The 18,350-nt window shown below is 72.8% G+C and carries 11 protein-coding genes; 7 read left to right on the top strand and 4 right to left on the bottom strand.

What is annotated here, in order from left to right:
* Window positions 1–4: 4 nt before the first annotated feature.
* Window positions 5–2,212 carry a prolyl oligopeptidase family protein gene (locus K415_RS0120550; RefSeq protein ID WP_024288904.1) on the bottom strand — a complete coding sequence of 736 codons (2,208 nt, stop codon included), beginning with the start codon at window positions 2,210–2,212 and terminating at the stop codon, window positions 5–7.
* Window positions 2,213–2,276: 64 nt separating this feature from the next.
* On the opposite strand from K415_RS0120550, the gene malQ reads away from it, so the two are divergent.
* From malQ to K415_RS24835, 3 genes are read left to right on the top strand one after another with little or no spacing between them, the layout of a single operon-like run.
* Window positions 2,277–4,403, top strand: a complete 2,127-nt coding sequence (malQ, locus tag K415_RS0120545) for a 4-alpha-glucanotransferase (protein ID WP_024288903.1) — start codon at window positions 2,277–2,279, stop codon at window positions 4,401–4,403.
* A gap of 13 nt (window positions 4,404–4,416) precedes the next feature.
* Window positions 4,417–4,716 (top strand): hypothetical protein, encoded by a 300-nt coding sequence (locus K415_RS24840; protein ID WP_051480689.1) that lies wholly within the window; start codon window positions 4,417–4,419, stop codon window positions 4,714–4,716.
* Window positions 4,717–4,736: 20 nt separating this feature from the next.
* Window positions 4,737–4,961 (top strand): hypothetical protein, encoded by a 225-nt coding sequence (locus K415_RS24835; RefSeq protein ID WP_231494946.1) that lies wholly within the window; start codon window positions 4,737–4,739, stop codon window positions 4,959–4,961.
* A gap of 38 nt (window positions 4,962–4,999) precedes the next feature.
* Here the strand turns inward: K415_RS24835 and pepN are convergent, their stop codons facing one another.
* Window positions 5,000–7,588, bottom strand: a complete 2,589-nt coding sequence (gene pepN, locus K415_RS0120535) for an aminopeptidase N (RefSeq protein WP_024288902.1) — start codon at window positions 7,586–7,588, stop codon at window positions 5,000–5,002.
* A 304-nt stretch (window positions 7,589–7,892) separates the two neighbouring features.
* Between pepN and K415_RS0120530 the strand changes: the two genes are divergently transcribed.
* A complete protein-coding gene (locus K415_RS0120530; RefSeq protein WP_081785129.1) occupies window positions 7,893–9,689 on the top strand; it encodes a carbohydrate-binding module family 20 domain-containing protein in 1,797 nt (598 codons plus the stop codon).
* Window positions 9,690–9,763: 74 nt separating this feature from the next.
* Window positions 9,764–11,344, top strand: a complete 1,581-nt coding sequence (locus K415_RS0120525; protein ID WP_024288900.1) for an NAD(P)/FAD-dependent oxidoreductase — start codon at window positions 9,764–9,766, stop codon at window positions 11,342–11,344.
* A gap of 860 nt (window positions 11,345–12,204) precedes the next feature.
* Here K415_RS0120525 and K415_RS0120520 read toward each other — a convergent pair.
* Both K415_RS0120520 and K415_RS0120515 read right to left on the bottom strand, forming a co-directional pair.
* Window positions 12,205–14,214 (bottom strand): M13 family metallopeptidase, encoded by a 2,010-nt coding sequence (locus K415_RS0120520; RefSeq protein WP_024288899.1) that lies wholly within the window; start codon window positions 14,212–14,214, stop codon window positions 12,205–12,207.
* Window positions 14,215–14,234: 20 nt separating this feature from the next.
* Window positions 14,235–16,514: a glycoside hydrolase family 3 N-terminal domain-containing protein gene (locus tag K415_RS0120515; protein ID WP_024288898.1), complete on the bottom strand. Its 2,280-nt coding sequence runs from the start codon at window positions 16,512–16,514 to the stop codon at window positions 14,235–14,237.
* A 297-nt stretch (window positions 16,515–16,811) separates the two neighbouring features.
* Between K415_RS0120515 and K415_RS0120510 the strand changes: the two genes are divergently transcribed.
* Complete coding sequence (locus tag K415_RS0120510) at window positions 16,812–17,849, top strand: LacI family DNA-binding transcriptional regulator (RefSeq protein WP_024288897.1); 1,038 nt, start codon at window positions 16,812–16,814, stop codon at window positions 17,847–17,849.
* 47 nt (window positions 17,850–17,896) lie between these two features.
* Window positions 17,897–18,346, top strand: a complete 450-nt coding sequence (locus K415_RS0120505) for a ribose-5-phosphate isomerase (protein ID WP_024288896.1) — start codon at window positions 17,897–17,899, stop codon at window positions 18,344–18,346.
* Window positions 18,347–18,350 lie beyond the last annotated feature (4 nt).

Raw genomic sequence — 18,350 nt, 5'->3', positions numbered from 1 at the left:
CAGGTTAGTGGCCGAGCGGGAGACCCGTCTGACGGCCGACGAAGGCGAGCTGCTCGGCGGTCAGCGCGATGGTCCGGCTCAGCGCCCGGCCACCGTGCCCGACGCCGGACTCCCGGCGCAGCAGCACGGGTCGGTCCTGCGGGTCGGACGACGTCGCGTGCTGCAGCGCGGCCGCCGTCTTGCGGGCGTGCAGCGGGTCGACCCGGGTGTCCCCGTCGAAGACGGTGAACAGAACCGCCGGGTAGGCCGGTCCGGCTCCCGGCGTCCCGCCGTCGGCGACCGCGCGGTGGTACGGGGAGTAGCCGATCAGCCAGCCGAGCTCGGTCGCATCGGCGGTGTCGCCGTACTCCTCCGTCCACGTCGTGCCGAGACCGAACTGCTGGTAGCGGACCATGTCCAGCAGGGGAGCGCTGCACACCGCTGCCGCGAAGAGCTCCGGGCGCTGGGTGACCGCCGCCCCGACCAGCAGCCCGCCGTTCGACCCGCCCCACACGGCGAGCTGGGCCGACGTCGTCCAGCCGTCCGCCACGAGGCGCTCGGCCGCGGCGTACAGGTCGTCGAAGACGTTCTGCTTGTCCTGGCGCATCCCGGCGCGGTGCCACTCCTCGCCCTCCTCGCCGCCACCGCGGAGGTTGGCCACGACGTAGACGCCGCCGGCCTCCACCCAGGCGAGGGCGGTCGCCGAGTAGGCGGGCTCCAGGCTGATCTGGAAGCCGCCGTACCCGTAGAGGATCGTCGGCGCTGCCGCGAGCGGACGCCCGTCGTCGTCGAGCCGGTCGGCCCTGGCCAGGACGACCATCCGCACCGACGTGCCGTCGGCGCTGGTGCAGGTGACCTGCTGGGCGCGCACCGCCGGCAGGGTCGGCAGCCGACCGGGCGGCTCGGCCCACACGTCCACCGAGCCGGTGCGCGCGTCGTAGCGCCGGATCGACGTCGGGCTCGTGTGGTCGGTCCACCCGAACCACAGCTCACGGCCGCCGGTCGGCCGGCGGCTGAGCCCGGTGACCGTCCCGAGGCCCGGCAGCGGCACCCGCCCGCCGCCGTGCTGCTCGTCCTCGAGCAGGGCCCCCGTCGCCGGGTCGTGCACGGTGACCTCGCTGAGCGCGTGCCGACGCCACAGGGCGACCAGCTCGGTCGCCGGCACCGGCTGGACGCGTCCGCCCGGCTGCTCCGGAGCTGACGGTGCCCCGTCGTCGAGCAGGACGGCGGCGCACAGCACCGCCTCCGCATCCTGCTCCAGGAGCGTGGTCCAGTGCTCCGGGCCGGGGTGTCGGGGGTCCGCGACGGCGAGGCGGCCGCGCGGTGCGTCGAGGTCGGTGAGCAGGTACAGGCGCCCGTCGCGGCCCACCCAGGCGCCGGACTCCGCGTCGAGGCCCACGGCGACCGGTTCGAGCAGCGGCTGCTCCGGCGAGGTCGCCGTCAGGTCCGCGATCCAGACGTCGGTCCGCGGCGCCGTGCCGGTCGACGCCGAGACGATGAGCCAGCAGCCGTCGCGCGAGACGCTCACCCCGAAGTACGTCGTGGCGTCGAGACCGGCGCCGAAGACCTCGACGTCGGTGTCCGGGTCCGTGCCCACCCGGTGCAGCCACACCCGGCGGTGGTACTGGGCCTCGTCGGTGGGTACGAGGTCGGGGTGCAGGCGCCGCACGTAGTAGAAGGCCGCGCCGCCGGGGAGCCAGGCGACGGGCGAGTACCGGGCGCGGTCGATCGGTCCGTCGACCACCGCGCCGTCGGCCACGTCGAGCACCCGCAGCACGCTCTCCTCGGTACCGCCCGCGGAGACCTGGTAGGCGAGCAGGTCGCCCTCGATGCTCGGCTGCCAGGAGTCGAGGGTGGTGGCGCCGCTGGGGTCGAGGCGCATCGGGTCGAGCAGGGGTGTGCGTGTGCCGTGCGGTTCGGCGAGGTCGACGACGGCGTGCTCGGCCGCTCCTTCCCGGCGCGCGGCGAACCACCGCTCACCGCGCCAGACCGGGGAGCCGACCGCACCTGTACCGAGCAGGGCTGCCAGCCGCCGGGCCAGGCGCGCCTCGGTGGCCGCGTGACCCGGTGCCCTCCGGTACTGCGTGAGCAGCGCGTCCTGTGCGGCCGACCAGGCCTGGGTCTCCGCCGACGCGTCGTCCTCGAGCCACCGGTACGGGTCCGCGACCGTGTGCCCGGGCAGGTGATCGACGACGTCCGAGCGCCGTGCCGGCGGGTAGGGGCCGAGGTTCATGCACGCAGGCTACGGCGTGCACGCGTGCGTGCGGGCTCCACTCTGGCAGGATCAAAGGGTGTCAGTGCCAGACCAGAGCGACGTCCTTCCCGAACCCCTGCTCGCCCTCGCGAGCAGGTATGGCGTCGTACCCGACTTCTGGGACTTCGACGGCAGCCATCGGCACGTGCCCGCCTCGACGGTCGTGGCCGTTCTCGCGGCGCTCGGCGTCGATGCGTCGGGACCCGAGCGGGTGCAGGTCGCGCTCGAGCACGCCGACGACGAACCGTGGCGTCGCATGCTCCCCCCGGTGGTGGTGACCCGTGCCGGGACGTCAGCGCAGGTGCCGGTCCACCTGGCCGACGGCGAGCCGCTGGCCGCCTGGCTCGAGCTCGACCCGGAGACGGGTGGCGGACGACGACCGCTCGAGCAGGTCGACGTGTACGTCCCGCCCCGGACGGTCGACGGTCGCGTCGTCGGTCGGGCCACCGTCGAGGTCCCCCACGACGTACCCCTCGGCTGGCACACCCTGGTCGTGGAGAGCACCGGCGCGACCGCCCGGTGCACCGTCGTGGTCGCCCCCGGTCGTCTCGAGCTGCCCGCCGGGCTGGAGCAGCGACCGGCCTGGGGCTTCATGGCCCAGCTCTACTCGGTGCGTTCTCAGCAGTCGTGGGGCATCGGTGACCTGGCGGACCTGCGCGAGATCGCATGGCTGGCGGCCCGTCGCTGCGGTGCGGACTTCCTGCTGATCAACCCGCTGCACGCCGGGGAGCCGATCGTCCCGATCACGCCGTCGCCGTACCTGCCCAGCACCCGTCGCTTCGTCAGCCCGCTGTACCTGCGGGTCGAGGACATCCCCGAGACCGGGTACCTGCCGGTGGCCGAGCGGTCCCTCGTCGAGTGGCAGGCGGAGGTGGCCCGCCCGCTGAGCACGGGTGCCGGACCGATCGACCGCGACGCCGTCTGGTCGGCCAAGAGGGTCGCCCTCGAGGTCGTGTTCGCCGCGCCGCGGTCCGCTGCCCGGCAGGCTGCGTTCGTCGCGTTCCGTGCCCACCAGGGCCCGGGCCTCGAGGACTTCGCGACCTGGTGCGCGCTCGCCGAGCACTACGAGGGCCGGCCGTGGCCTGCCGAGGCCGACGACCGCGGCTCGGAGCTCGTGCGGCGCGTGCGCATCGAGCTCGCCGAGCGGATCACGTTCCACTGCTGGCTGCAGTGGGTCGCGGACGAGCAGCTGGCCGCCGCGCAACGGGCCGCGCTCGACGGCGGCATGCGGATCGGGATCATGCACGACCTGGCCGTCGGGGTGCACCCGGAGGGGGCCGATGCCTGGGCCATGCGTGACGTGCTGGCGCAGAAAGTGTCGGTCGGCGCGCCGCCGGACATGTACAACCAGCAGGGCCAGGACTGGTCACAGCCGCCGTGGCGTCCCGACGCCCTGGCGAAGGCCGCCTACCTCCCGTACCGCGACATGCTGCGGACGGCGCTGCGGCATGCCGGCGCGCTCCGGATCGACCATGTGATCGGCCTGTTCCGGCTCTGGTGGATCCCGGAGGGCTCCGGGGCGGGCGGCGGTGCGTACGTGCGCTACGACCACGAGGCGCTGATCGGCATCCTGTGCCTCGAGGCCCAGCGAGCCGGTGCCGTCGTGATCGGCGAGGACCTCGGCGTGTTCGAGCCCTGGGTGCGCGACTACCTCACCGACCGCGGCATCCTCGGGACCTCGGTGCTGTGGTTCGAGCGGGACAACGACGTGCCGATCCCGCCCGAGCGCTACCGCCACCTCGCCCTCGCCACCGTCACGACCCACGACCTGCCACCGACCGCCGGCTACCTCGCCGGTGAGCACGTCGACCTGCGCGACCGCCTCGGCCTGCTGACCGAGCCGGTCGAACGGGTGCGGGCCGCCGCGGCGGCCGAGCGTGCGCAGATGCTCGACGTGCTCGCCCAGCGGGGGCTCGTCGGGGCCGACCCGTCCGAGCGACAGCTCGTCGAGGCCCTGCACCGTCTGGTCCTCGCCTCGCCCGCGGTGCTGTTCGGGGTGTCGCTCGCCGACGCCGTCGGTGAGCGGCGGGCCCAGAACCAGCCCGGCACCGATCAGGAGTACCCGAACTGGAAGGTGCCGCTGGCCGACTCCGGGCAGCGGCTCGTCCTGGTCGACGACCTCTTCGACAACCCGCGCCTGCGCTCCCTGGTCGCCGCACTGCGCGGTTGACCGGCAGCCCGCGGTGACGAGCCCAGCACCCCGTCGGATCCGGGTCGTCGGCAACAGCGGGGCCGGCAAGGCGACGGTGGCGAGCGCCGTCGCTCGGCGGCTCGGTCTCGCGCACCTCGAGCTCGACGGGATCTACCACCTCGAGGGATGGCAGCCTGCCCCGAGAGCCGACTTCCAGGCGAGCCTCGAGCGGTTCCTCGCGGCGCAGGGTGCGGGCGGCTGGGTGATCGACGGCAACTACGACACCTCGGTCGGGGACGCTCTCGACCACGCCGACCTCGTGGTGTGGCTCGACTACCCGCGGCCCTCGTGATGGCGCGGGTCATCCGGCGCATGCTCGGCAGGGTGGCGCTGCGGCGACGGCTGTGGAACGGCAACCGGGAGCGGTGGGGCTCGCTCGTCAAGCGCCGGCCGGCGGACAACATCATCGTCTGGGCGTGGACGCAGGACGCCGCGTACCGGGCCCGCTACGAGGAGCGCTTCGCCGCGGCCGAGCCGGGCACATGGTTGCGGCTGCGCAGCCCCTGCGCCACTCGGCGCTGGGTCCGCTCGATCTGACCCGCCCTCTGTGCCGGGCCCCTCGTACGTGCCGTCCCTCAGGTGCGGTCACGCTCCTGAGCGGCGATGGCGCGCCGCACGCCGTCGCGCGACTCCACCACTAGGCGGCGCAGGGCCGGGTGTCGGTCACCGAGCTGGTCCAGCCAGACGTCGGTCGTGGCGAGCACGTCGACGTCGCCCCCGGCCAGCAGCGTGGGGTAGAGGCCGACGACGATGTTCTGGGCGATCTCGTTCGTCCGTGATGTCCAGACGTGCTCGAGGGCCGCGAAGTACGGCTCGACGAAGGGCACCAGCAGGCTGCGGTCGTGCACCCGCCCGAAGCCGCCGATCGTCGAGGCCTGGATCGCGTTCGCCAGGTCCCCGGTGGTCACGACGGCCTCCCACGCGGCCGCCTTGGCCTCGGCGGTGGGCAGGGCGGCCCGCGCTGCCGCAGCAGCGCGTTCACCGGTCGCCGTCGAGTCCGCTGCGAGCTGGGCCGCGATCTCCGCCGCACCGGCCCGGCCGCCGGCGACGAGGCTGGTCAGGAGCTCCCAGCGCAGGTCGGTGTCGATGCTCAGACCCTCGAGCGGCGCCTCGCCCGAGAGCAGCCCGGCCACGGCGTCGAGCTGGTGCGGCGTGGCCGCCCGGCCGGCGAAGGCCTTGACGAGCTGGAGCTGGGCGTCGCCACCCGCGGCGGCCTGCCGGGCGAGCTCGAGCACCCGGTCCGCCGTCGCGGTGGCGACCCCGTCGCGGTTCTCCGGTGCGACGTAGAGGTCGACGGCTGTCGTCAGCTGACGCAGCAGCACCATGACGACCGAGGAGTCGGTCTCGTGCGTGATGTTCGCCAGCACGAGGTCGACGAAGTCGCGGGCACCCCACTCGCCGTCGCGGGTCGTGTCCCACGCGGCGTTCCAGACGAGCGTCCGGGGCAGCGAGTCGGTGAAGGAGTGCAGGTGGGCCGTGGCGACCGCGAGCGACTCGGCGTCCAGGCGCACCTTGGCGTAGGCGAGGTCGTCGTCGTTGACCAGGACGAGATCGGGGCGCGGCCGGCCGACCATCTCGGGCACGAGGGTGGTGCGCCCCTCGACGTCGAGCTCGACCCGCACGGTGCGCTCGAGGGTGGTGCGTCCGTCGTCGTCGGTGACCAGGTCGTAGCCACCGATGGCCAGCCGGTGGGGCCGCTGCACCGGGTGTTCGGCCGGGACCTCCTGGAGCACGGAGAAGTGCGTCACCAGACCGTGGCTGTCGAGCTCGATCCGGGGCCGCAGGAGGGTCACGCCGGCCTTCTCGAGCCAGAGCGCCGACCAGGGCGCGAGGTCGCGACCGCTGGTCGCCTCGAGCTCGACGAGCAGGTCGCGCAGCTCGGTGTTGCCCCAGGCGTGCTTGGCGAAGTACGAACGGACACCCGCGAAGAACTGCTCCTGCCCGACCCAGGCCACGAGCTGGCGGAGCACGGACGCACCCTTGGCATAGGTGATCCCGTCGAAGTTGACCTCGACGTCCTCGAGGTCCCCGATGTCGGCCACGATGGGATGGGTCGAGGGCAGCTGGTCCTGCCGGTACGCCCAGGACTTCTCCAGCGACGAGAACGTCGTCCACGCCTGGGTCCACGGCGTCGCCTCGGCAGCCGCGAGGGTCGAGACGAACTCCGCGAACGACTCGTTGAGCCACAGGTCGTCCCACCAGCGCATGGTGACGAGGTCGCCGAACCACATGTGGGCGAGCTCGTGCAGGATCGTCGTCGCCCGACGCTCGACCGTCGCCTGCGGCACCTTGGACCGGAAGACGTAGCTCTCCAGGAAGGTCACCGCCCCCGCGTTCTCCATCGCCCCGGCGTTGAACTCGGGGACGAAGATCTGGTCGTACTTGGCGAACGGGTATGCCATGCCGAAGGCGTCCTCGTAGAAGGCGAAGCCGGCGCGGGTGATGTCGAGGATGTTCGCGGTGTCCAGGTACTGCGCGAGCGAGGCGCGGCACAGCACGCCGAGCGGGACGGTGCGCCCGTCGCTGCTGGTCAGCTCGCCGTCCTCGTGGTGGTACGGACCGGCTACGACAGCCGTGACGTAGCTGGACAGGCGCGGCGTCGGCGCGAAGGACCAGCGTGCGGTGGACGGCCCGCCCGCTGCGGTGTCGCCGGCGAGCAGCACCGGCTCCGGTGTCGGTGAGTTCGAGATGACCGTCCAGTGCGCCGGGGCGGTGACGGCGAAGGCGAACGTGGCCTTGAGGTCGGGCTGCTCGAACACGGCGAACACCCGCCGGGAGTCCGCGACCTCGAACTGCGAGTACAGGTAGACCTCGTCGTCGACCGGGTCGACGAAGCGGTGCAGCCCCTCGCCGGTGTTCATGTACGCGCAGTCCGCGACGACCCGGAGCTCGTTGTCGGCCTCGAGGTCGCGCAGCGTGATGCGCGAGTCGGCGACGACCTCGGCCACGTCGAGGGATCGTCCGTTGAGCACGACCTCGTGCACGGTCGGTGCGATGAGGTCGACGAAGGTGCTCGCACCGGGCCTGGACGCGAAGCGGACCACGGTGGTCGAGGCGAACGTCCGGGCGCCGGTGGTGAGGTCCAGGGCGACGTCGTAGGACCGGACGTCGACGACGGCCGCACGGTCACGGGCCTCGGCGCGGGTCAGGTTCTCTGCGGGCACTGCGGCTCCTCGTGGGGCGATCGAGCGGTGGGTGTGACTGTGATCCTGCCACGCCCGCAGGGCCCCCGACGGGCCCGCGACGGGCTCTGTGCGCGGGCTGCGTCCGGGCCGGGACGGCGGGACATCGGGGCCGCGGGCCTTGCGCAGCTGCCTGGCCGCCCCCTAGCCTGCAAGATTACAGGCAAGTTGCGGGCTTCTTGCAGTCCGTTGCAGGCGCTCCACTCGGAGGCCGTCGCACCGTCGCGGCGGCCGACCAGCACCGGCCGACGCCGTCGTCGCCCGGTCAGACGCAGATGGGGCTCAGATGTCGGAACTCACGCAGGGGACACGTCGCCACGCCCGCCGCCCGGTGCACCGCACCGTCGCGGCCGTGCTGATCGGCGCCATGGTCACCGTCGGGCTCGCCGTGGCGACGTCCGTCGGTGCAGCGGCACCCGCCGCAGCGCAACCCTCGGGCAGCAAGGACGTCATCGCGGTGATGTTCCAGTGGCCGTGGGATGCCATCGCCGAGCAGTGCACGACGACGCTCGGCCCCGCCGGCTACGGCTGGGTGCAGACCTCGCCGCCGCAGGAGCACGTCCAGGGGTCCCAGTGGTGGACCTCCTACCAGCCCGTCAGCTACCGGATCGAGTCCAAGCTCGGCACCCGGGCGGAGTTCGCGAGCATGGTGGCCACCTGCCGCGACGCCGGCGTCAACGTGATGGCCGACGCCGTGATCAACCACATGAGCGGCCAGGCCGGCGGGGGCACCGGGTTCGCCGGCTCGCCGTTCAGCCTCTACAGCTACCCGGGCACCTACTCGGACGCGGACTTCAGCGCGTGCCGCGCGGACATCTCGGACTACGGCAACCGCTGGCAGGTCCAGAGCTGCAACCTGGTCGGGCTCGCCGACCTCGCCACCGGGACGACCTACGTCCGGGACCGGATCGCCGCCTACCTCAACGACCTGATCTCGCTCGGCGTGCGGGGCCTGCGGATCGACGCGGCCAAGCACATCCCGGCCGCCGACATCGCTGCGATCACGAGCCGGCTGACCGACCCGAGCGTGTACATCGTCCAGGAGGTGATCGGTGCCCCGGGCGAGCCGGTCCAGGACAGCGAGTACACCGCGATCGGTGACGTGCACGAGTTCGGCTACGCGTGGGACCTCAAGCGGGTCTTCCTCAACGAGAAGCTCGCCTACCTGTCGAACTTCGGCCAGGCGTGGGGTCACCTGCCGTCGGACGTCGCGAACGTCTTCGTCGACAACCACGACACCGAGCGCAACGGGCAGACCCTGAACCAGACCTACGGGGCCACGTACACCCTGGCGAACGTCTTCATGCTGGGCTGGAGCTACGGCACACCCAGCGTGCACTCCGGGTACTCCTTCACCAGCAGCGACGCCGGTGCCCCCCTCAACCCGGACGGCACCGTCGCGAACCCGACCTGCTACCAGAACGGCTGGCGCTGCCAGCACGCGTGGCGGCCGATCGCCAACATGGTCGGCTTCCACAACGCCGTCGGTGACGCCGCGGTGACGAACTGGTGGAGCAACGCCAACAACGCGATCGCCTGGGGCCGGGGCAGCGCGGGGTACGTCGTGATCAACAAGGAGTCGGCGAGCCTGAGCCGTACGTTCCAGACCTCGTTGCCCGCAGGCACCTACTGCGACGTCGTCAACGGAGGACCGACGGCGACCGGCTGCTCCGGCGCGACCGTCATGGTCACCAGCTCCGGTCAGCTCACGGCGACGGTTGCCTTCAACGACGCCCTCGCGATCCACGTCGACGCCCGGCCGGGCGGTGGCGGTGGTGGCGGGACGACGCAGTCCGCCGTCTCGTTCGGCGTCGACGCCGGCACGACGTGGGGCCAGAGCGTGCGCGTCGTCGGCAGCGTCGCGGCGCTGGGCAGCTGGTCGCCGGCAGCGGGCGTCCCGCTCTCGGCGGCGGGCTACCCGGTGTGGCGCGGGTCGGTGAACCTGCCCGCCGGCAGCACTGTCGCGTACAAGTACGTCAAGGTCGACGCCGCAGGGAACGTCGTGTGGGAGTCCGGTTCCGACCGGACCGTGACGGTCCCTGTCAGCGGCGTGCTGACCCTCGACGACACCTGGCGCAGCTGACCCCGCTCGGACGGGCCAGGAACCTGGCCCGTCCGAGCCGTCTCCCATGATGGCGCGTGTCCTACGGTGAGGCGATGACTGCTGCCGTCGACCGGACCGCGATCGCACCGCGCTACGACGTCGTCGTGGTCGGAGGTGGGCACAACGGGCTCACCGCGGCGGCCTACCTGGCCCGTGCCGGGCGCACCGTGCTGCTGCTCGAGCAGGCCGACCGCCTCGGGGGCGCGACCCAGTCGGTCCGCCCGTTCGCCGGCCGGGACGCGCGGCTGTCGCGATACTCCTACCTCGTCTCGCTGATGCCGAGGGCCGTCCGTGACGAGCTGGGTCTCGACCTGACGCTGGTTCGTCGCCGCATCGCGTCCTACACCCCGCTACCCGCTGATCCGACCCGTGGTCTGCTCGTCGACCCGGGCGACGACGAGGTGACCGCGCAGTCCTTCGTCGGCGTCGGCGCCGGATCGGATGCGTCGTCCTGGCGCACGTTCGGTGCCAGGACCCGGCGGCTGGCGCAGGGGCTGTTCCCGACCATGACCGACCCGCTGCCCACGCCTGACCGCGTGCGCGAGCTGGTGGGGTCGTCCTGGTGGCGGGACCTCGTCCAGGCGCCGCTCGGCGAGCTCGTCGAGGCGACGTTCGACTCCGACCTGGTGCGCGGTGTCGTGCTCACCGATGCACTGATCGGCACGTTCGCGCGGGCCCACGACCCCTCGCTGATCCAGAACCGGTGCTTCCTGTACCACGTGATCGGCGGCGGGACGGGCGACTGGGACGTCCCCGTCGGCGGCATGGGAGCGGTGCTCTCGGCGCTCGAGGACGCCGCCCGCGCGGCCGGGGCGCAGCTCCGGACCTCGGCGCGGGTGACCGGCATCGACCCGGACTCGCCGGCCGTGACGTTCGACGACGACGGCGTGATGCGCACCGTCGGGGCGCGGCACGTGCTGGCCGGGTGCAGCCCGCGCGAGCTCGAGCGGCTGCTCGGTCGGACGCCCGGCGAGCCCGGTCCCGAGGGTGCGCAGCTCAAGGTCAACATGCTGCTGACCCGGCTGCCCCGCCTGCACGACGCGGCGGTCCGGCCGCAGGACGCCTTCGCCGGGACGTTCCACGTCAACGAGGGCTACGACCAGCTCGAGCGCGCCTACGCGCAGGCAGCGGTCGGCACGGTGCCGACGACCCCGCCGCTGGAGATCTACTGCCACTCGCTGACCGACCCGTCCATCCTCGGCGCCGACCTGCAGCGCAGCGGGCACCACACCCTGACCCTGTTCGGTCTGCACATGCCTGCCCGGCTGTTCCGGTCCGACCCGGACGCCACCCGGGACCACGCCCTGGCGGCGACCCTCGCATCGCTCGACAGCGTGCTCGCCGAACCGATCGAGGACTGCCTCGCCCTGGACGCGGACGGCCGGCCCTGCCTCGAGGTGCGCACGCCGGTGGACCTCGAGATCGACGTCGGGCTGCCCGGCGGGCACATCTTCCACCGCGACCTGTCCTGGCCCTGGGCGGAGCCGAGCGGTGGGTCCGACCACCCGGCCGCTCGGTGGGGCGTCGCGACCGAGCACCCGGCCGTCCTGCTGTGCGGCGCCGGTGCCCGTCGGGGCGGCGGGGTCAGCGGGATCCCCGGCCGGTCGGCCGCGATGGCGGTGCTGGCGACCTGAGGGCGGCCTGACAAGCCCCGGTCACGGGCTCGGAACCTCGCGGCCGGGCACGCTACCGTGGCAACGCCCCGTGCGCGGTGCGCGTCAACGGGAGGTCACCGGCTGGTGATCGGTACGTCCGGTTCCGCGGCCGGGACGGTGACGTGAGGCTGGGTCCCCGCGCGGTGCGGGCAGGGCCGTGGCATGCTGCCATGCGGTCGTTCGGAGGAGGAGTGCAGATGGTGGATCCCTCGGCAACCCCTCGCCGCCCCGGCGGGCGTTGGGCGCTGCGCCCGAGCACGATGACGTTGGCCGTCGTCGACGCGATCCTGGTGCTGACCTTCGTCGTCCTGCTCGTGATGCAGCTGATCAACAACCCCGGCGGCACCGGCGCGGGCGACGCAGGCGCGAGCCCGGGTGCCACCGCGCAGGCCGCACCGGAGACGACCCCGGAGCCCAGTGCGCCGCAGGAGCCGGCAGTGGCCCAGTCACTGACCGAGTTCGTGCTGCCGAGCGGCAACATCTACTGCTCGATGACCGAGACCACCGCCACCTGCACGATCCTGTCCTTCACCTATGCCGCCCCGGAGCTGCCGGCGGGCTGCACGGCGGCGGTGGGCAACGTGCTGACCGTGACCGCAGGGGAGGCGCCGACCTTCCCGTGCGTCGACGCTCCGCCGGCGGGGGCGCCGGAGGGCACCCCGGTGCTGGACTACGGCGGCGGCAGCACCATCGGCGAGATGACCTGCCTGAGCTCGACGAACGGTGTCTTCTGCCGGCACAACCCGAGCGGGACGGGCTTCTCGCTGGCCCGCGCCGGCTACCAGCTCTTCTGCGCAGCCCGACGGCTCACCAGATCCGCACCCGCTGGTCGGGACGGCTCACCAGATCCACACCCGCTGGTCGGGCGGCAGGTAGAGGCCGTCGTCCGGCCCGACGTCGTATGCCTCGTAGAACTCCTCGACGTTGCTCAGGACGCCGTTGCACCGGAACTCGTCGGGCGAGTGCGGGTCCGTCGCCAGGAGCCGGATGACCGTCTCGTCACGACCCTTCTCGCGCCATACCCGGGCCCAGCTCAGCAGGACGCGCTGGGTGGCCGTCAGCTCGTCGATCACGGGACCCTGCTCGAGCGGCACACCGAGCGCGATCCGGTAGGCCTTGAGCGCGATCGACAGGCCACCGAGGTCACCGATGTTCTCGCCGATGGTCAGCGCCCCGTTGACGTGGTGCGAGCCGTCGAGCTGCGCGGGGGAGTAGGCCGAGTACTGGTCGATCAGTGCCGTGGTGCGCTTCTCGAACTCCGCGCGGTCCGCCGGCGTCCACCAGTCCTCGAGCCGCCCGGCACCGTCGTACTTCGAGCCCTGGTCGTCGAACCCGTGGCCGATCTCGTGACCGATCACCGCACCGATGCCGCCGTAGTTGACGGCGTCCTCGGCGTCGGGGTCGAAGAACGGCGGCCGCAGGATGGCGGCCGGGAAGACGATCTCGTTCATGCCCGGGTTGTAGTAGGCGTTGACCGTCTGCGGCGTCATGAACCACTCGTCGCGGTCGACCGGCTTGCCGATCTTGCGCAGCTCGCGATCCTGCTCGTACGCGTGCGAGCGACGGACGTTGCCCACCAGGTCGTCCGCGGTGATCTCGAGGCCCTCGTAGGACTTCCAGCGGTCCGGGTAGCCGATCTTCGGCGTGAACGCGTCGAGCTTGGCCAGCGCCTTGGCGCGGGTCTCGGGCCCCATCCACTCGAGTGCACTGATGGACTCGCGGTACGCGGCGACGAGGTTCTCGACCAGCTCGAGCATCCGGACCTTGTGGCCGGCCGGGAAGTGCCGCTCGACGTACACCTGCCCGACGGCCTCGCCGAGAGCGCCCTGGACGAGGGACACCCCGCGCTTCCAGCGGTCACGCACCTGCGTCGCCCCGGTCAGGGTGCGGCCGTAGAAGTCGAAGTTGGCCTGCACGAGGTCGTCGCCCAGGAACGGTGCACGCGCGCTGACCAGGTGGTACCGCAGCCACGCCTGCCACTGCTCGACGGGGGTGGACGTCCACAGCTCGGCAAGGCCGGCGGTGAAGTCCGGCTCGCGCACCACGAGGTCGGTCAGGGCCGCCGACGGCAGTGCCAGCGCGCTCGCCCACGCGTCCCAGTCGAAGCCGGGCGCGCTGGCGCGGAGCTCGGCCAGCGTCATCGGGTTGTAGGTGAGGGTCGCGTCGCGGTCGCGGACGACGTCCCAGTGCCGCGCTGCCAACCGGGTCTCGAGCTCGACGACGAGCGCCGCCTGGGCGCCGGCCGCGTCCCGCGGGACGCCGACCAGGGTGAGCATGCGGGCGACGTGCGGCTCGTACTGCGCCAGGACCTCGGCGTACTGCTCCTCGCGGTAGTACGCCTCGTCCGGGAGCCCGAGGCCGGACTGGGTCAGGTTCAGGACGTAGCGCTCGGGGTCCTTCTCGTCGTTGTCGACCCAGAACTGGACGGCCCCGGCGCCGCCGGTGCGCTGGAGCTGACCGAGGGCGGTGACGAGGTCGGCGTGCGTCGCCGCAGCCTCGATCCGGTCGAGCTCCGCGCGGATCGGCCCGGTTCCGAGCCGTTCGACCGCCTCGAGATCCATGAAGCTCGCGTACAGCGCGCCGACCTGGGCGGCCGTGCCGGTCGGAGCGGCGGCCGGATCGGCGGCGACCTGCGCGCCGAGCTCCTCGATGATCGCCCTGACCTGCTCCTCGGCCTCGTCGTGCAGCGCGCGGAACGCACCGTCCGACCCGCGATCGGCCGGGATCTCGTGCTCGGCGAGCCACCGTCCGTTGACGTGCCGGAAGAGGTCGTCCTGCGGCCGGACGGCCGGGTCGAGCGTCGCCCGGTCGATGCCGGCGCGCGAGCTGGTGGTATCAGAGGTCGTCATGGCACCAGGCTAGGTGAGGTTCAGCGCACCTCGACCGGCGTCGTCAGCACGCGGTCGTGCCCGAGGGACCGGACCGGGCCGGTCACAGCCAGACGGCGCGTGGCGCGCAGGTCGCCCGAGCTCGCCCCGACGGACAGCGAACCCTCGTGCGGCGCGACGGTCCACCGGTGGTCGGTGCCGACCCAGGCCAGACGATCGGCGTGCACCCGCCAGGTGACGTCACGCGACCGACCCGCCGCGAGGTCGACCCGGGCGTAGCCCACCAGGGCGATCGCAGGCCGGGTGACCGGGGCGACGACGTCGTGCAGGTAGAGCTGGGCGACCTCGGTCCCGGCACGGTCGCCGGTGTTCGTCACCCGCACCGTCACCTCCACTGTGCCGTCGGTGGCGATCTCGTCGCTGCTCAGACGCAGGTCCGTGTGCTCGAACGTCGTGTACGAGCCGCCGTGACCGAACGGGAACACCGGGGTGGGGTCGAGGTTCGTCACGTCGACCTTGCCGGCGAGCTTGACGTGGCGATACGTCATCGGCTGCATCCCGGCCGACCTCGGGAAGCTCAGTGACGTCCGGCCGGACGGGTTCACCCGCCCGGTGAGCACGCCGGCGACGGCGGATGCGCCGTCCTGGCCCGGGAACCAGGCCTGGACGATCGCCGCGGCGCGGTCGGTCGCCCAGTCGAGCGCGTAGGGGCGCCCGGTGATCAGGACCAGCACGACCGGGGTTCCGGTCGCGAGGACGGCCTCGACCAGGGCGCGCTGCTCACCCGGCAGCTCGAGCGTGTCGGTGTCGCAGCCCTCGCCCACGGTCCCGCGACCGAAGAGCCCGGCCCGGTCTCCCATCACCATGACGGCGACGTCGGCGTCGGTGGCCGCCTCGACGGCCTCGGCGAAGCCCGCCCGGCCCGGAGCGCGGACGTCGCACCCGGTGGCGTGCACGATCCGGCTGCCCGGGAGCTCGGACCGCAGCGCCTCGAGCACCGTCGGGATGACCAGGCCGGGCTCGATGTCGGGGTGGTGCACCTCGACGTGGTTGGTGAAGCTGTAGTCGCCGAGCAGCGCCGGTCCGGAGTCGGCGTTCGGTCCGATCACGGCAACCGTGGCCGGGGTGACCAGGGGGAGCGCGCCGGTGTTGGCGAGCAGGATCACCGACTCCTCGGCGACCTGCCGGGCCAGTGCGGCGTGTGCGGGCGGGTTGAGGTCGATCGGGTCGTCGGCGCCGGGTGGGTCGGTCGTCGGCGGGTCGAGCAGGCCGAGCTCGGCCTTCTGGGTCAGGACGCGGCGCAGCGCGACGTCGAGGGCGGCCGCGACCTGCGGGTCCAGCTCGCCGTCGGCCAGGGCGAGGTAGCAGTCGGCGCTCGGCAGCTCGATGTCCACCCCGGCGGTCAGGGCGCGTTCGGCCGACGCGCGCTTCGAGGCGCTCACGCCGTGCAGCGTCTGCAGGAAGTTGACCCCGAAGTAGTCGGCGACGACCGTCCCGGAGAATCCCCACGCGTCGCGCAGCAGGTCGGTCAGCAGCGAGGCGTCGCCATGGGTGGGGACCTGGTCGATCTCGGAGTAGGACGGCATCACCGAGCGGGCGCCGCCCTCGCGCAGCGCGACCTCGAACGGGTACAGCAGCACCTCGGCGAGCTCACGGGGTCCGATGTGCACCGGACCGAGGTTGCGGCCCCCCTGGGAGGCCGGGTAGCCGACGAAGTGCTTGAGGGTCGCGATGATGCCGGCGCCTTCGATCCCGCGCACGAATGCGGCGCCGAGCGTCCCGACCAGGTACGGGTCCTCGCCGAAGCACTCCTCGACGCGTCCCCATCGCGGGTCCTGGACGACGTCGAGCAGCGGCGCGAGGCCCTGGTGGACCTCGAGCGCACGCATCGACTCGCCGATCGCCGCACCGACCTGCTCGATCAGCTCGGGGTCCCAGGTCGAGCCGTAGGCCGGCGGCGACGGGAACGTCGTGGCCTGCCAGGCGGCCACCCCGGTCAGGCACTCCTCGTGCGCGATCGCACCGATGCCGTGCCGCGTGCGCGCTCGCAGGTCGGCCTGCAGCTCGCGCAGGGTCGTGCGACCCTCGGTCGCGGTGACCGGTCGGGTGCCGTACAGCCGTGTGATGTGGCCGAGGCCGTCGGCCGAGACCGCCTCCCAGCTGGTGGTGGCGGGCATGTTCTCGTTCTGCGCAGGGGCGACCGCTCCGGTGCTCGGGTCGATCCCGATCCAGGCGCCGACGAGCTGTGCGACCTTCTCGGGAAGGGTCATCTGCTGCAGGAGCACGTCGATGCGGGCCGTCGCACCTGTCGTGAGGGCCATCGGTACAGCCTTTCCCGAGTTCGGCGTCCAGCGCCGACGGATCCGACCGGGGCAACGTCGGGCGGCACCTCTGCCGCGTGGCCTGCCTCGGGTGCAGCCGTGCCTGAGAGAGCGCTTTCTGGAAGCGTCCGGAACGGACTGCGTATCGGCACGACGATACGGGACCACTCCATCGTTTTCCAGGGTGAAGGCCCTGCATCTCGTTGTCGCACGCGGCTGTCGCGCGGCGAGAGAGCGCTTTCGCGAAACTGCCCCGGGAGGCTGCGGACGAGGCCGTCGGTCTGAGACGATGGCCGGGTGAGCCGCGACGCACGCCCCGGGCCGGCCCGCCGCGCGGTGACCCTCGAGGATGTCGCGACGGCGGCAGGGGTCTCGCGCGCCACAGCGTCCCGCGCCATCAACGGGATCCCCACCGTCGGAGCGGCGGCCGCCGCGGCGGTCCGCGCCGCCGCAGCCGAGCTCGGCTACCGCCCCAACCCCGCAGCGCGCTCCTTGGCCCGCGGCCGGCACGACTCGATCGCGCTGGTGATCACCGAGCGTGATCTCGCGGAGCTGCCGAACTCGTTCTTCGCCCAGCCGTTGCGCGGGGCGACCACCGCCGTCGCGCGGCACTCCCTCCAGCTCGTCCTGCTCCTCGCCGGCCAGGAGGACGACGAGGCGACGCTCCGCCGCTTCCTCGACGGCCGGCACGTCGACGGCGCGATGGTGATCCTTGAGGCGCACAGCACCAACCTGCCGAAGGCGCTCGGCAACGCGCACGTGCCAGTGGTCTACCTGGGCCGGCCCGTCGACTCGGACGCGCACCTGCACTCCTACGTCGACGTCGACAACTACGGCGGCGCGAGGCTCGCGACCGCCGAGCTGGTCGCGGCGGGGCGCCGGACCGTCGGCACGATCGCCGGCCCGCCGGACATGGGGGTGGCCGTCGACCGGCTGGCCGGGTGGCGCGACGTGCTGACCGAGCACGGCCTGCGCGTCCCGCAGCCGGTGTACGCGGACTTCTCGGCGGACGGTGGAGCCAACGCGATGGCCCGGCTGCTCGCGGCGGAACCCCTCCTCGACGGCGTCTTCGTCGCGTCGGACCTGATGGCGACCGGGGCCCTGAAGGTGCTCACGGCGAGCGGCCGACGGGTCCCGGCGGACCTGTCGGTCGTGGGGTACGACGACTCGATCCTCGCCTCGACCGCGACGCCGCCGCTGACGTCCGTCCGGCAGCCGCTGGAGGAGATGGGTCAGCTCATGGTCGAGGTGCTGCTCGAGCTCATCGCCGACCCGGACGCCGGACCCGTGCAGCGGGTCCTGCCGTCGCAGATCACCCGGCGGGAGTCGGTCTGAACCGGTCGCACCGGTACGGGCCCGGTCGGGACTGGCAGGATGGCCTCATGCGCATCCACGTCGCCGCCGACCACGCCGGGTACGAGCTCAAGGCACACCTCGTCGAGCATCTTCGTGCCGGGGGGCACGACGTCGTCGATCACGGCGCCGAGGCCTATGACGCCCAGGACGACTACCCGGCGTTCTGCTTCGAGGCCGGCGGGGCCGTCGTGGCGGACCCCGGCAGCCTCGGTGTGGTGATCGGCGGCTCGGGCAACGGCGAGCAGATCGCCGCCAACAAGGTCCCCGGCGTCCGTGCCGCGCTGGCATGGAGCATGCAGACGGCCGTCCTGGCGCGGGCGCACAACGACGCCAACGTCGTGGCGATCGGTGCCCGCCAGCACTCGGTCGACGAGTCGACCGAGATCCTCGAGGCGTTCCTCGCCGAACCGTTCAGCGGCGACCCGCGCCACCAGCGCCGGATCGACCAGCTGTCCGCGTACGAAACCCGACGCTGACGTC

Origin of the sequence: Cellulomonas sp. KRMCY2 (assembly GCF_000526515.1) — a bacterium.
Classification (GTDB): Bacteria; Actinomycetota; Actinomycetes; order Actinomycetales; family Cellulomonadaceae; genus Actinotalea.
The sequence above is the reverse complement of the archived record's forward strand: the minus strand, read 5'-3'. Positions and strand labels throughout refer to the sequence as shown.